This window comes from Microbacterium sp. HM-570 (assembly GCF_054165885.1).
In genome coordinates, this window is the sequence record NZ_CM135111.1 from 990,033 (window position 1) to 1,004,674 (window position 14,642).

The following is a 14,642-nucleotide window of genomic DNA, read 5'->3' on the forward strand; positions in this document are numbered from 1 at the left end:
TGCAGCCACGGGGCTCTCTTCATGTCTGTCGGACGACCCGGTCGCGTAGGCGGGTGGGGGAGCGGGTGGCCGGGCGCCACAGCATCCGGGCGTCGATCCAGGAGGGTGCGCGGACTTCGGGAACGCCTCGACTCATGCGGATCGACCAGCCGTTTCGGTCGATGAATCTGTGGTGATACCAACAGAGGAGTACTCCGTTGTCGGTGTGAGTCGGTCCGCCTTCGGCATGGCCCGTGACGTGGTGGATTTCGCACCATCCGGCGGGGACGCCGCATCCGGGGATGATGCATCCGCCGTCGCGGAGCGCGATCGCGCGGCGCTGGTACCGGTTGAACACGCGCTCTTCCGTGCCGAGGCGCAGGATGCGGCCGTTGCCACCGAGGGTCACGCGTTGCACGACGCCCGCGCAGCCGATGTGCCGGGCCGCGGTGAGCGAGAGGGGCTCGTCGGTGCCCTCGGTGTGGGCCCAGCCGCGACCCGAGGCGAGATCCTCTTCGCGCACCGAGATCACGAGGGTGGGGGCGGCGCCACCGATCGTCGGCAGCTCTCCACTGACGGCCGCGGCCGCGAGTGCACCGGCGAGCGCGTCGTGCTGCTGCTGGGGTCGGCGGCGGTCATCATGAATCGCCGCTGGGTCCGAGGCATCCCGTTCCACAAACCGCACTCCGTCGCCAGCGACTTTCGGTGAGAGGGATGCGTCGAAGATGCGCTGCAACTGCGCAGCTACCTCGGGCAACAACCGGCCCTGGATCGGGACGAGTCCGTCGCGAGTCGGACCCAGCGTGAGCGCGCGCTTCAGCAGCGCCTGACGCTCGCGAGGCTCGGCGCCGTCTTGGTCGAGCACGACCGCCCAGACCCGAGCCTGCACCTTGAGGAGGTCGGCGCAGAGCGGCGGGGCACCGTCGGGCCCCTCACCGCGTGCCTCGGCGGCGAGCACCTGATCGGCAACCAACAGTGCCTCGCGTGACACCCCTGACACCAGCGACGAGAGCGGCTCGGCCACGGCGAGAACTCCATCGAGCCCGACCTCGCCATCCAAAAGGGCCTCGCGCATCGAGGGAAGAGCGGCGGGTTCGAGCTCGCCCGAGAACACCGAACGCCCCCGCCGCACAGCCCGCGCCGCACGCTCCAACCGCCCGACAGTCTGCGGTCCAAGCCGAGTCGCCCGCTGGACGAGTTCGTTGACGCTGCGGCATCCGAGTCGCGACGTCAGCCGCTCCTCCCGCACCACCGACTCGGACCGCGCCGCGACCTCCGAAACGGCCTCGATCGTCAGCCCATCGACCCGGCGTCCGAGCCGGCCCAACAACTCCAGCGCGACGGCCTGATCGGCATCGGATGCCGCCGCCACGAGCCCATCGCGGTGCACCCGATCGACGACCTCGCCGACGTGCGCGACCAGTTCACGCAGGGTGTCGACGAGGTTGTTCATACCTCAATTCTGCCGAGGGCCACCGACATTGAGCGGGGGTTTTCGCCCGGTCAGAGATGAAATACTTCTCATTTTTGGGGTCGGTTGTGGAGGGCGCGTTTCGACTCGCTTCGCTCACTCAACGAGCAAGATGGGCTCGCTGCCCAAGCCGCGAGCCCCATCAAGGCGCCTTATGCCGCCTGGGCGAGGACGAGGCTCGTCACCGCGAGTTCGCCGCCCGAGGCATCCACACGCACAGCCCCCCCATCGCTCAACTCGCCTGAGACGAACAGGTCCGCGATGCGGTCGTCCACCTCGCGCTGAATCAGGCGGCGCAGCGGCCGTGCGCCGTACTCAGGCTCGTAGCCGTGCTCGGCGAGCCAATCGATCGCGGCGTCCGACACCTCGAACGACACCTCGCGCGCGGCGAGGCGCCCCTGGGTAGCACCCAGCATCAGGCTCACGATCTTGCGCAGCTGAGCCTTCTCGAGCTTGCGGAACAGCACGATCTCATCAATCCGGTTCAAGAACTCCGGACGCATGGCCTCACGCAGCTTGCCCATCACCCGGTCGCGCAGGTCCTTTTCACTCCCAAACCCGGTCGATCCACCGCCGTCGGCGATGAAACCGATGGCGCCCGACCGCGACGCGAGGAACTCGGAGCCGATGTTCGAGGTCATCACGATCACCGTGTTGCGGAAATCGATCGTGCGCCCCTGACCATCGGTCAGGCGCCCGTCGTCGAGCACCTGCAGCAGCAGATTGAAGACATCCGGATGCGCCTTCTCGATCTCATCGAACAGCACCACCGCGTAGGGGTTCCGGCGCACGCGCTCGGTCAGCTGACCGGCCTCGTCGTAGCCGACGTACCCCGGAGGGGCACCGACCAGACGCGAGACCGTGTGACGCTCGCCGAACTCGCTCATGTCGAAGCGGATGACAGCAGACTCGTCGTCGAAGATGGACGACGCGAGCGCCTTCGCGAGCTCGGTCTTGCCGACTCCCGTCGGGCCGAGGAACAGGAACGAACCGATCGGCCGGTGCGCATCACCCATTCCCGTGCGGTTGCGTCGCACGGCCTTCGCGACGGCCCCGACCGCGCCATCCTGCCCGATCACACGGCCATGCAGTTCGCCCTCCAGCTCGGCGAGCCGCTCGCGCTCGGTTTCGGTCAGACGGTTCACGGGGATGCCGGTGGCCCGACTGATCACCGCGGCGATCTGCGCTTCGTCCACGACGGCGTCGGTGCTCGCACCCGCCTTCGAGCCCGATGTGGCCTCGTCGATGCGCTGCTGCACCTCGGCGATCGCGTCGCGAACGCGGGACGCCTCCTCGTAGTGCTCGGCCGAGACTGCCGCGTTCTTGTCCGCCTCGAGCTGTGCGAGTCGCTCGATGAGGGCGCTCACGTCGACCTTCACACCGAGCCGCAGGCGGAGCCTCGCCCCGGCCTGGTCGATCAGGTCGATCGCCTTGTCGGGTAGCACGCGCTCGGTCAGGTACCGGTCGCTGAGCTCGACCGCTGCGCGCAGCGCGTCGTCGGTGTATTCGACGGCGTGGTGCTCGGCATATGCCTGGCGGAGGCCGCGCAGGATCAGCACCGAGTCCTCGATCGAGGGCTCACCGACCCGAACGGGCTGGAACCGGCGCTCGAGCGCGGGATCCTTCTCGATCGTCCGGTACTCCTTGAGCGTGGTCGCGCCGACCAGGTGCAGGTCCCCGCGTGCGAGGCGGGGCTTCAAGATGTTGCCCGCGTCCATTGCACCCTCGCCGCCGCCACCGGCACCGACCACCGTGTGCACCTCGTCGATGAAGACGATCACTTCGCCCTTGCGGGCCGAGATCTCGTCCATCGTCTGCGTCAGTCGTTCCTCGAAGTCACCGCGGTAGCGTGTACCCGAGAGCATGGCGGGCAGGTCGAGCGAGATGACGCGCTTCTCGCGCAACTGCTCGGGAACCCCGCCGTCGACGATCGCCTGGGCCAGGCCCTCAACGATCGCGGTCTTGCCGACGCCCGCCTCGCCGACCAGCACCGGGTTGTTCTTGGTGCGACGGCTGAGGATCTCGATGGTCTGCTCGATCTCGTCGGCACGACCGATCACGGGGTCGAGCTGTCCCGCGCGGGCGCGGTCGGTAAGGTCCGTTCCGAACTTGTCCAGCATCGGGGACTGACTCTCGTGCTCGGTCTGCTCGGGACGCGTCTCGCCCATCGGGCCGACGGTCTCGCGTGCCCCCTGCGTGAGGGCCTCTGCGGTGACGCCGGCTTCGGCGAGGACCTGCCCGGCGGGGGCATCCTGAGCCAGAACGAGCGCGAAGAAGAGGTGCTCCGGATCGACGTAGGTGGATCCGGATGACCGCGCCACCTGGAAGGCGTGGAAGAGCGAGCGCTGGACGGACGACGTGATGACGGCACTGTCGACCGAGGCGGGACTGCCCGCGGCGGGCAGGCGCCCCTCGGCCGCGCGCACGATCGCCGACGCACTCGCGCCGACACGCTCCACGGCCTCGCGAGCCGGGGACTCGTCCACGATCACGCGAAGAATGTGCAGAGCGTCGAGCTCGCGCTGGCCGCGCTCGAGCGCGTACCGTCCCGCGCGCTGCAGGATGTCCTGCGTGCGCGCGCTCAAGAAGCGCGCGAGGTCGATCGACCGCTCCGCGCGAGCGCGCTCCCCCGCCATGTAGCGAGAGAGGAATTCGTCGAATGCACCGGCACCGCTGTCGAAGCCGTCGCCATTCGGGGGTGTGACATCGTTGGGCACGAGGCCTCCTGATCAACATGAGTCTTGAGCACTCAACTTTAGGAGTTGAGTGCATTCGTATCAAGTTGAACGCGGAGGGGCGGTGGGTATTCCCGCTTGTGCTCGATCGGCCGCCTCGAGTGCTCGAATGAGGCTTTCGGAGTCGTAGGGCCCGACGTGCCGCTTCTCGCCGACGAAGAACGTGGGTGTGGAATGCAGGTCCATCATCTCGGCGTCGAGCCGGTCGTCGTCGACGCGTCGAATGACCTCTGCCGAGCGGAAGTCATCGACGAAACGATCCATGTCGAGCCCCAGCGCGGTGGCGTAGCCGCGAATGTCTTCCCTCGCGAGCGCCTTCTGATTCGCGAACAGCGTCCGCGCCATCTCGAAGAAGTGTCCCTGCTGTCCCGCGGCTTCGGCAGCCTTGGCCGCATCCTCGGCATGCGGGTGCACCGCATCGAGGGGGAGGTGACGGAAGACCCAGCGCACCTGCCCGGGAAGACGATCGAAGACGGCGTCGATCGATCCGGTCACGCGACTGCAGAACGGGCACTCGAAATCGCCGTACTCGACGATCGTGTAGCGAGCATCGACCGGCCCACGAATGTGGTCACGCTCGGGATCGACGGGTCGGACGAGGTGCGCACCGATCGCCCGGGGCGGCTGCAGGCGATCCGCGACCGTGAAGATGACCCAGCCCAGCAGGAACGCGAGAACGGATGCCGCGAGCACACCGACACGAGCAAGATCCTGCGCCTCGGCGTCGTCGATCGCGAGCGTCACGATGAAGAGCGAGATGGTGAAGCCGATGCCCGAGAGAGCCGCTCCCCCGGCGATGCGAGGCATCCCGAGTCCCGGCGCGAGCTTGCCACCCCCGAACGCGCGCACGAGCGCTGTGCCGCCGAGGATGCCGAGGAGCTTGCCGACGACAAGGGCCGTGATGATGCCCCACGTGAGGGGCGAGGTGAAGGCCGCCGCCAGCACCTGACCATCCAGGTGCACGCCCGCGTTCGCGAGGGCGAAGATCGGCAGCACGAGGAACGAGATGTACGGCGACCAGGCCGTCTGCAGGCGCTCGTTGATGGACAGCGAGTCGCGGAGGCTCCGAGTCACCGCGGCCGCATAGAGGGTGTTCGGCGACTCACGGAACGCCTGGGTGAGCTGGGCCGTCCGCTCCACGTCGCCCCGACGGGGCGCAAAAACGGGGATCAGCAGCGCCACGGCGACGCCCGCGAGGGTCGGGTGGATGCCGGCGTACGCCAACGCGACCCACAGGGCCACACCGAGCACCGCGTAGCTCAGCCCCCGCGCGGCGCGCAGAAACCGCACGCACGCGACCGCCGCGACCAGCACGATCGCGACCGCGAGCGGGACCCAGCGGATGCCCGCGTTGTAGAACAACGCGATCACGAGCAGCGCACCGACGTCGTCCACGACCGCGAGCGTCAGCAAGAAGGTCCGCAGACGAGCCGGAAATTTCGGGCCGATGATCGCGAGGGCGCCGAGGAGGAACGCGGTGTCCGTCGAGATCACGACACCCCACGCGTGGGCGTAGTCGGTCGACGCGGCGAACGCGAGGAAGATCAGAGCCGGCAGGATGAGCCCTGCCACGGCCGCCGCAATGGGGACACGCGCCCTCGCCGGGTCGGTCAGCTCACCGATCGCGAACTCGCGCTTGACCTCGAGCCCGACGAGGAAGAAGAAGAACGCCATCAGGGCGTCGTTGACGACACCATGAAGCGTTGCCGAGACTTCGAGATCGCCGAGCGAAACATCCAGCTGCATGCCCCAGAACTGCTCGTACGTGTAGCCCCAGGGGGAGTTGGCCCACAAGATCGCCAGCGCCGTGAAGATCAGCAGCAGAGCCGCCGCCTTGCGATCGGATGAGTCGCGTTCGCGCTTCATCCGCATCGATATCGGTGGCTCGAGCGTGACGGGCCGCGACGGCATGGCGGACCCGGGAGCGCTCATGCCGCCCAGCATAGGGGGCCGGCCCGACACGGGCGGCCCTAGCCTGGTGAGATGCGAGAGTTCCTGACGGGTGTGCGGATGCTCGGGCGCGGCCTCGCACTCTGGCGACGCATTCCGGGCACCATGGCGCTCGGGCTGGTTCCCGCGGCGATCGTCGGCATCGTCCTGTTCGCGGGCCTCATCGCGCTGTCGTTACAGCTTCCCTCGCTCGCCGAGCTCGTCACCCCGTTCGCGGACGGATGGCCGGGGCTCTGGGCGGGCGTTCTGCGTTTCGCCGTCGGAACGGCGATGCTCGGCACCGCGCTCGTGCTGATCGCTATTTCGTTCACCGCGCTGACGTTGCTGATCGGCGAGCCGTTCTACGACCGTATCTGGCGGGCGGCCGAACGGGAGTTCGGCGACGCTCCTTCCGATGCTCCCTACGGGTTCTGGCATTCCGTCGGCGACGGTGTCTCGTTCGTCGTGCGCGGCATCCTGATCGCCATCGCCGCGGGCCTGCTGGGGGTCATTCCCGTGGTCGGCGGGTTCGCTGGCGCCGTGGGCGGCATCCTGCTGACCGGTTGGCTGCTGGCCGATGAGCTCTCATCACGGGCCCTGTCGGCTCGCGGCGTCGACCGGGCAACGCGCCGCGCGCTGCTCGGCGGCAACCGCGCCCGGACTCTCGGCTTCGGCGTCGCGACGCAGCTGTGCTTCTTCATTCCGCTCGGCGCGGTGCTCATCATGCCCGCGGCGGTCGCGGGTTCAACCGTGCTCGCGCGGTCGCTGGTCGCGCCGGAACAGCGTGCCGCGCCCGAGCGGCGACCCGCGGTGGGTTCCGAACGGGGGCCGGAACAGGGTTCCTAGTCGCGGCCGCCCGGCGGGCCGACGATCAGCAGCACCACGAAGATCACGATCACGAGCGCCGCGACCAACACGGCGAGGATCCACGGGCGACGTAGCAACGCCCGCATCAGGCGATCGTGCCAGGCGCCATCGCGCGGGTCGGCGCCCGCTTCGAGGCGCCAGGTTCCGTCGAGACGACCGCTGCGATGCAGCCAGATCTCGGTCGGGATCGTGGCGTAGGGCACGATCGCACTCGCGATGGCGACGATCGTAGGGACAGCACGCCACCGCTGATTCTTGGCAACCAGTACAGCGGTCGCGCCGTACGACAGGAACACGAAGCCGTGGATGCCCCCGCCGACCGAGACGGCGATGTCCAGGTCGATGGTGGCCCGCAGTATCAGCCCCGTGATCAGCAGGGTCCACGAGATCGCCTCCGCGATCGCGAGAGTGCGGAAGAGGGCGAGCGGTGCGCGGAACACGGGAAACTCCTCGGGGTCAGGTCTCCATCTCACCACGGCGGGGCGAGTGTCCGATCCCCGTCAGCCGTGCAGCATCCCCCGAAGCGTCTGGATCGTGTCGGCGTCGCGCGGTTCTTTGTCGCTGCGGTACCCCTGGACCCGCGCGAAGCGCAGAGCGATGCCGCCCGGGTAGCGGGACGAACGCTGGACGCCGTCGATCGCGATCTCGACAACGGTCACGGGTTCGACCCAGAGGACGTACGGGTCGCGGCGCACCTCGATCGTCGGGAAGTGCGCGGTCTGCCACGCGAGCATCTCATCCGTCATGCCCTTGAACGTCTTGCCTACCATGACGAATCCGCCCGCCGGCCCGAATTCCCCTGTCGCGTCGAGCGCGCCCAGATGGATGTTGGACAGCAGCCCCGACCGACGCCCCGAACCGGGCTCGACCGCGAGCACGACGAGGTCGAGCGTGTGCACCGGCTTCACCTTGATCCAGCTCGCGCCGCGGCGTCCGGCGGCGTAGAGCGAGTCGATGCCCTTGACCATCACGCCCTCGTGCCCCGCGGCGAGTGCCTCACGGCCGATCCGTTCGGCCGTTTCGGGGTCGGCCGTGATCTCGCCCGGGATGCGGTGGTCCGGCGCAATCTTCGCGAGCGCGTCCAGCCGCGCGGTGAGGGGCTCATCGATCAGGTCGCGCCCGTCGAGGTGCAGCACGTCGAAGAACCAGGGCCGGAGGGCGATGTCGCGCGCCGTTTCTGCGCCGAAGCGCGCCATCGTGTCCTGGAACGCGCGCGGTGCATCGTTCTCGTCGAGCGCGAGCGTTTCTCCGTCGAGCACGACATCGTGCAGAGGCATCCGTCTCACGACGTCCACGATCTCGGGCAGACGATGGGTGATGTCCGCGAGGTTGCGCGTGAAGATGCGCACGTCGTCGCCGCTCCGGTGGACCTGGATGCGCGCCCCGTCGAGTTTGTACTCCACGGATGCCTCACCCACGGCCGCGATCGCCTCGGCGATCGAGGGAGCCGTGCTCGCGAGCATCGGCTGGATGGCGCGCCCCACCACGAGGCCTGTGTTCGCAAGATCTTCCGGCGCGCCGGTCAGGGCGACCCGAGCCGTGCTCGCGAGGTCTCCGGACAGCATCGCCGCGCGACGCACGTCCGCGACGGGCCGCTCGGAGGCGCGGGCGATCGCGTCGGTCAGGACGCCTTCGAGGGCACCCGTTCGCACCTCGCCGAGGAGCGCACCCCGGAGCGTCTCGCGCTCGCGCTCGGTGGCGGCGTTCATGAGCTCGCGCAGGATGGTCGCGCGTCGCGCCGCGGAGCCCGAACCGGACGCCTCGACCAACTTCGTGAATGCGGAATCGACATCCGCGATCGTGAGCGTCGGTGCGGGGGCGGACGCCTCGAGCGTCGCCGCCAGGCTTCGCCATCCGACGCCGACTTTTCCCTGTCGCGGCCGGCCGAGCATGAGTCCTGTGGCCGGAACTATTTCGTCGGGCGCGAGCGCGCGCAGGAAGGCGGCAAGCACCTCGACCTTGGCGAGCCGAGAGCGCGTGGCACCGACCGCGGCGGCCGTTGCCGCGAGTTCGTCGAACAGCATGCGGTCAGTTTGCCACCGGCCTCCGACACGGGGCCGACACTGAGCCTCCCGGACCGGCACTGGCATGGTCTGCGGCGCGACGTCCCCGGGATAACGTGGGTGCGGTGACCCTCGACCTCGACGCGCTGCGCCCGTTCCCCGATTCTGACGATCCCGACCTGCGAGCGCACGACGCCGCGGATCGCCTGCTGCTCGACGAGTCCGCCACCGCGCGACAGGGCCTTGAGCGGCAGGCCATCGTCGTCATCGGCGACGTGTACGGCGCGCTCGGGCTCACGGTCGCGAGCGAGACGGATGACTCCCCCGGTGTGGTCCGCGTACACCAGGACCCTCTCGCGTCCGAGCGTGGGCTCGCCGCGAACGCGCGGTCGGTGGGCCTCGAACCATCCGTCGTCTCAATGCCCCTCGATGCCGAGCTCGTACGCGGCGCCCGCGTCGTGTTGCTGCGACTGCCGCGCTCGCTCGAGGCGCTGCGCGACATCGCGGGCCTGATCGCCGCCCACGCGGCGCCGGACGTTGTGGTGTTCGCGGGCGGACGTCTCAAGTACATGAGCCTCGGCATGAACGACGTGCTGCGCGAGTACTTCGCCACGCTCGACGTCTCGCACGCTCGGCAGAAGTCGCGCGTGCTCATCGCGCGCGAACCCCACGACGGACGCGACCCGGTGCCCACTCGCACCCAGCACGACGGCGTGATCGTCTGCGCGTTCGGGGGCGTGTTCGCAGGTTCCTCACTCGACATCGGCACGCGGCTCCTGATCGACAATTTGCCCGACACGATCCCGGGCGAGGATGACGACGCGGCGATCGATCTGGCGTGCGGCAACGGGATCGTCGGCGCAACGCTGGCACTGCGGTACCCGAGCCTGCGCGTGTACGCGTCGGACGAATCATCCGCTGCCGTCGCTTCGGCACGCGCGACCGCGGTCGCGAACGGAATAGAAGACCGGATGTCCGTGGCCCGCGACGACGCGCTGTCGGCGTTGCCCGACGCGAGCGCGTCGTTCATCGCCCTGAATCCGCCGTTCCACCGCGGCGCGGCGATCGACGAAACGATCGCGCGGCACCTGTTCGCCGACGCGGCTCGCGTGCTGCGCCCGGGCGGCGAGCTGTGGACCGTCTGGAACTCGGCGCTGCAGTACCGGCAGCCCCTCGAGCGCCTGGTTGGCCCGACGCGTCAGGTCGCCCGTACGTCGAAGTTCACGGTCACGTTCTCGACCCGTCGCTGAGCCGACTCTTTTTCCGCGACCACGACTTCCTATTCTGCGTTAGATACTTCGAACATGACGTTTATGTTCTATTTATATGACATTCCGTTCGAGTTAGATTAATCTAACACTGGCTCCAAGTAGCCAGAATCTAACATCGCGCGAAGCGGAGGCGACATGCGTATCCAGAAGTCGGCCGACCTGGCGCGCGCAGTGAAGACGCGACGCCAGGCACGGGGCCTCACTCAGCAAGACGTCGCAGACGCCGTCGGCATCACTCGGCAATCTCTGGCACGGATCGAGCGTGGTCACGGCGGCGCATCGTTTGACACCGTGCTCCGCATCCTCGACAAGCTCGACATCCGTCTCGAAGCAACCTCGGGTGAACAGCGTCACATCGACATCCCCTTCCCCAGCGGAATCCACAATGCTCTCCGGGAAGCCGCCTCCGCGGTTCATACCACTCGCGTTATCGATGCCGCTGCGGCCGCCCAAGCAGCCGCAGCAGCCATCAACAACATCGACATCTCCGCCCTCGCCTCAGCGGCACACGGCAGCGCCGAAAGCTCCGCAGTCGCGGCAGCGATCCGAACGATCGACACCACCACGCCGCTGGCACGCTGGCGACGCGCTCTCGACGACCTGACCGGCCGGGTTCAAGAAACCGCGGCGCGCGAAGGATCCGAGCCGACTGCCGAAGTGGCGCGCGAGGCTCTGCTGAACGCGGCGATCAAGGCCGGCGATCCGGATCGCGAGGTCTCGAACCGGGAACCTCATGACTGACACGCTCGACGTCCACCTCTATGGTCGACGTGTCGCCACGATCTCACGACGAGGCAACAACCTGCAGCTGCGCTACCTGCCGGACTATGTCGAGAGCGAGCAACCGGTTCCGATCTCGGTGCAACTTCCGGTTGTGCCAGGAGTCGCCCCCGGCGAGACGACGAAGCGATTCCTCGAGAACCTCCTCCCCGACCGCCCCGACGTGAGGACTCGGTGGGCTCGGGAAGCCAAGCTGTCCAGCGATAGCGCCTTCGATCTCCTTTCCGTGTACGGCGCCGACGTCGCCGGAGCCCTCGAGTTCTACCCGGCGGAAACCGCCCCGCGTATTGCAGCCTCTCTCACACCTGTGAGCGACGACTCAATTGCGGCCCGAATCCGCCAGATCCGGGCAGATGATTCCGACTGGCTCGAGCACAACCCGGTCGAAAAAGGATTCTCTCTCGGCGGGGCGCAGGGCAAGTTCGCCCTGGCTCGGCGCGACGGTCGGTGGTTCGAGCCCACGGGGCAGCATCCTTCGACCCACATCTTCAAGCCGGGAGTGCGCACCCTCACCGGATCAGACGTTACCGAGCACATCACGCTGCAGGTGGCACGCAGGCTCGGGCTGATCGTCGCGGACACCGAGATCGGCCTGTTCGACGGCGAACACGTCCTCGTCGTCGAACGTTTCGATCGCCTGGTCGTCGACAACCAATATGTCCGCTTGCACCAGGAGGATCTTGCGCAGGCAACGGGCACGTCCTACCTCAACAAGTACGAGAGGGACGCCGGCCCGAGCTACCACGACATCTTCACGGTCTTCGACCGCGACCTAGCACCGGCGCAGGCCAGGGCGGCCAAGCAGCGCTTCGCCGAGTGCTTGGTGTTCTCGTGGATCATCGGGCACAACGACGGGCATTCGAAGAACTACTCGATCACTCACGCACCCACGGGTTCATTCCTGTCGCCGTTCTACGATCTGAACTCTGCCCTCCCTTTCGAGCTACCCGACCTGGTTCGCGCCAAGGACTATCGGGCCTACGACGGCGTCAAACTCGCCTTCGCGGTCGACGGCGCGGCAACGATCGGCGAGTTCGGGCTGCAGAGCCTGCGGACCCTGCAGCGAGATGCGAAGCTCCCCGACGGATACCTCGATGACTTCGCTCTCCTCATCGCAACGAACGTGCAGAGCGCCATTACCGAAACCACGGAGGGGCTACCCGAGCCCCTCCGTGCGATTCCTGCCGTTCAGTTGTATCCGTACGCGACCTACGCCCAGACCCTGCGGGTGCGGGATCTGCTCGTCGAGGGACGAAACCGAACAGGGTCTTCCTCGCTCCGAGGGTGAGAGATCTAGGCAGAAGGGCTTTTCTGAGTGGGTACGACGGACCAACGCCCAGCCGTACTAGCGTTGATCGGCGGACCAGCCGACCAGCGTGACCCGGATGGGGACCCATGTCATTAGATTTCACGGCGATCGACTTCGAAACGGCGAACGAACAGCGCGGCTCGGTGTGTGCGGTCGGAATCGCACAGGTGCGCAACGGTGTGGTGGTCGAGACCACGAGTTGGAAGGTGCAGCCCCCAACCGGCAGTCGATTCACGAACACCCACATTCACGGCATCACCGCGGCAGACGTCCGCAACGCCTCGACCTGGGGCGACTCGCTGGCGGCGATCAGCGAGTATGCCGGCGAAGGCACCCTCGTTGCCTACAACAGCCCGTTCGACAAAGGCGTGTACACCGCAGCGTCCCGCCTGTCAGAGATCGAGGCCGAAGACCGCGTCTGGCGGTGCGCACGGGTGCTGGCACGAACGCACCTCGAACTCGAGAGCTACCGCCTCATCGAGGTTGCCGAGCATCTCGGATTGGCCCCGTTCGAACATCATGATGCCGAAGAGGACGCACGCACCTGCGCCGACGTCGTGCTGACTATTGCGCGACGGCACGGCGGCGACGACATAGATGCGCTGTGGCCGATCAACACCGTCGCGCAGAGTCGGCGCTCGCATTACCGGCCGCTTCCGCTCCCGACTCACAACGCAGAGGCCGACCCCGGCCACCCGCTCTATGGGGCGAGCGTGACGTTCACCGGTGACCTCGAAGGATTCACCCGCGACGAGGCGCGTGCCGCGTGTGCGGCGCTCGGTGCCACGGTGACGGTGGGGCCGACGAAGAAGACGGATGTCGTAGTGGTCGGCGGATTCGACCCCGCGACGCTGAAGGAGGGGGTTACTGTGTCGGCGAAACTGCAGAAGGCGATGGACCTCCGCGCGGCGGGGCGGCCTGTCGAGCTGATCAGCGAGGCCGACCTGGTCGCCCTGTTGGCCTACGAACCGGGCCGTTAAGCGGCTCATCGCAATCGAGGGTGTAGTTGGGGTCTGAATCCTCCGGACTCGAGCAGTGATCTCGCGATGTAGTTGGTGAGGTTGCGGAAGCCGAGGGCGGAGCCGCGGAGGTGTTCGAGGCGGCCGTTGATGGCCTCAGTGGGTCCGTTCGAAGTGCCGGGTCGGTCGAAGAACGCGAGCACGTCGACCGCTCGTTGTTTCAGGGTCCGGCCGAGGCGACGGATCTCGACGAGGGCTGGGGGGACGCTGCTGGTGACGGAGTCGATGACTGCTTGCATCATGGTCTTCCCCTTGGTCTTGTCGGGTTCTCGGTAGGCGGCGATCATGCGTTGGTAGATGCCCCAGGTCGCTTCGACCTCGACGTGCTCATCGCCAGCGAACAACGCCTCCAAGCGCGCGCGTTGCTTCTCGGTGAGCAGGTTCGCGCCGGTGTGCAGGGTGCGTCGGGCCGTGTAGAGCGGGTCGCCGGCGCGGCCGCGGTGGCCGAGGGTGGCCTGTTGGACGCGTTGCCGGCACCGGTCGAGGGCGTCGCCGGCGAGGCGGACGACGTGGAACGGGTCCATCACCGGGACCGCGTCGGGGAGTTCTTCCGCTGCGGCGGTCTTGAACCCGGTGAACCCGTCCATCGCGACCACATCGACGCCGTCGCGCCAGGCCTTCGGGCGGCCGGCGAGCCACTGCTTGAACACGGCCTTCGAGCGTCCCTCGACCATGTCCAACAGCCTGGCGGGACCGGTCCTGTTCCGTGTCGGGGTGAGGTCGATGATCACGGTCACGTACTTGTCGCCGAGCCGGGTGTGTCGCCAGACGTGCTCGTCGACACCGATAGTGGTAACCCCGTCGAACCGGTGCGGGTCATCGATCAGACGACGCTTCCCCTCGGCGATGATCGCAGTGTTCGCCGTATGCCACGACACCCCCAGCCCTGCCGCAGCACGGGAGACGGTCAGGTGATCGATGACGATCCCGGTCAGTGCCCAGGTGAGCCCACCACGGGAGATCTTCGCCCGCCGGGGCGCAGCCTTCGTCGTGTCCTCCCGCCACGTTCGAGAGCAGTGCTCACAGTGATACCGGCGCACCCGCACCAGAAGTGTCGTGGGGCGGTGCCCGAACGGTTCATGTGCGAGGCGACGTCTGACCGTGTCACGCGGAACACCTTCCGCGCCGCACTTCCGGCACCACGGATCCGACTCCGCAACCCGACACTCGATCACCGCCCGATCCGGCTCGAGCAGCTGCCCGACGGCATCGAGACCGAGCTCGTCGAGGCGGCAGAACGTGGTCAGGTCAGGGTCGGCGAAGGTAGCGTGGAGCACGT

11 protein-coding genes are annotated in these 14,642 nt (G+C 67.7%); 5 read left to right on the top strand and 6 right to left on the bottom strand.

From position 1 onward, the window contains the following. Positions 1-19: 19 nt before the first annotated feature. From ACT9TC_RS04615 to nhaA, 3 genes are all read right to left on the bottom strand, one after another. The gene (locus tag ACT9TC_RS04615) at positions 20-1,432 is read right to left on the bottom strand and encodes a DUF222 domain-containing protein (RefSeq protein WP_458042244.1); all 1,413 of its coding nucleotides are present in this window, start codon (positions 1,430-1,432) and stop codon (positions 20-22) included. Between the two features lie 170 nt (positions 1,433-1,602). After that, positions 1,603-4,167: an ATP-dependent Clp protease ATP-binding subunit gene (locus tag ACT9TC_RS04620; RefSeq protein WP_458042245.1), complete on the bottom strand. Its 2,565-nt coding sequence runs from the start codon at positions 4,165-4,167 to the stop codon at positions 1,603-1,605. A gap of 60 nt (positions 4,168-4,227) precedes the next feature. Then, entirely contained in the window at positions 4,228-6,117 is a 1,890-nt protein-coding gene (nhaA, locus tag ACT9TC_RS04625; RefSeq protein WP_458042246.1) for a Na+/H+ antiporter NhaA, read from the bottom strand. Positions 6,118-6,168: 51 nt separating this feature from the next. Between nhaA and ACT9TC_RS04630 the strand changes: the two genes are divergently transcribed. Beyond that, complete coding sequence (locus ACT9TC_RS04630; RefSeq protein ID WP_458042247.1) at positions 6,169-6,960, top strand: EI24 domain-containing protein; 792 nt, start codon at positions 6,169-6,171, stop codon at positions 6,958-6,960. Here the strand turns inward: ACT9TC_RS04630 and ACT9TC_RS04635 are convergent. Further along, positions 6,957-7,421 (bottom strand): DUF3817 domain-containing protein, encoded by a 465-nt coding sequence (locus ACT9TC_RS04635; RefSeq protein WP_458042248.1) that lies wholly within the window; start codon positions 7,419-7,421, stop codon positions 6,957-6,959. The genes ACT9TC_RS04630 and ACT9TC_RS04635 overlap by 4 nt on opposite strands. A 60-nt stretch (positions 7,422-7,481) precedes the next feature. After that, the gene (locus ACT9TC_RS04640; protein WP_458042249.1) at positions 7,482-9,005 is read right to left on the bottom strand and encodes an ATP-dependent DNA ligase; all 1,524 of its coding nucleotides are present in this window, start codon (positions 9,003-9,005) and stop codon (positions 7,482-7,484) included. A gap of 104 nt (positions 9,006-9,109) precedes the next feature. Between ACT9TC_RS04640 and ACT9TC_RS04645 the strand changes: the two genes are divergently transcribed. The 4 genes from ACT9TC_RS04645 (at position 9,110) to ACT9TC_RS04660 (ending at position 13,324) form a co-directional block, all read left to right on the top strand. After that, positions 9,110-10,234, top strand: coding sequence for a class I SAM-dependent methyltransferase (locus tag ACT9TC_RS04645; protein ID WP_458042250.1), 1,125 nt, complete (start codon positions 9,110-9,112; stop codon positions 10,232-10,234). Positions 10,235-10,390: 156 nt separating this feature from the next. After that, positions 10,391-10,996 carry a helix-turn-helix transcriptional regulator gene (locus tag ACT9TC_RS04650; protein ID WP_458042251.1) on the top strand — a complete coding sequence of 202 codons (606 nt, stop codon included), beginning with the start codon at positions 10,391-10,393 and terminating at the stop codon, positions 10,994-10,996. Next, positions 10,989-12,323 (top strand): HipA domain-containing protein, encoded by a 1,335-nt coding sequence (locus tag ACT9TC_RS04655; protein ID WP_458042252.1) that lies wholly within the window; start codon positions 10,989-10,991, stop codon positions 12,321-12,323. Before ACT9TC_RS04650 ends, ACT9TC_RS04655 begins: the two co-directional genes overlap by 8 nt. 107 nt (positions 12,324-12,430) lie before the next feature. Continuing rightward, positions 12,431-13,324, top strand: a complete 894-nt coding sequence (locus ACT9TC_RS04660) for an exonuclease domain-containing protein (protein WP_458042253.1) — start codon at positions 12,431-12,433, stop codon at positions 13,322-13,324. Between the two features lie 5 nt (positions 13,325-13,329). Here the strand turns inward: ACT9TC_RS04660 and ACT9TC_RS04665 are convergent, their stop codons facing one another. After that, positions 13,330-14,640 carry an ISL3 family transposase gene (locus tag ACT9TC_RS04665; protein WP_458042254.1) on the bottom strand — a complete coding sequence of 437 codons (1,311 nt, stop codon included), beginning with the start codon at positions 14,638-14,640 and terminating at the stop codon, positions 13,330-13,332. Positions 14,641-14,642: the final 2 nt, after the last annotated feature.

Bases quoted from the DNA above. Each gene is read 5' to 3' on its own strand.
- ACT9TC_RS04615 (WP_458042244.1), bottom strand. From the start codon at position 1,432: ATGAACAACCTCGTCGACACCCTGCGTGAACTGGTCGCGCACGTCGGC.
- nhaA (WP_458042246.1), bottom strand. From the start codon at position 6,117: ATGAGCGCTCCCGGGTCCGCCATGCCGTCGCGGCCCGTCACGCTCGAG.
- ACT9TC_RS04630 (WP_458042247.1), top strand. From the start codon at position 6,169: ATGCGAGAGTTCCTGACGGGTGTGCGGATGCTCGGGCGCGGCCTCGCA.
- ACT9TC_RS04640 (WP_458042249.1), bottom strand. From the start codon at position 9,005: ATGCTGTTCGACGAACTCGCGGCAACGGCCGCCGCGGTCGGTGCCACG.
- ACT9TC_RS04650 (WP_458042251.1), top strand. From the start codon at position 10,391: ATGCGTATCCAGAAGTCGGCCGACCTGGCGCGCGCAGTGAAGACGCGA.
- ACT9TC_RS04655 (WP_458042252.1), top strand. From the start codon at position 10,989: ATGACTGACACGCTCGACGTCCACCTCTATGGTCGACGTGTCGCCACG.
- ACT9TC_RS04660 (WP_458042253.1), top strand. From the start codon at position 12,431: ATGTCATTAGATTTCACGGCGATCGACTTCGAAACGGCGAACGAACAG.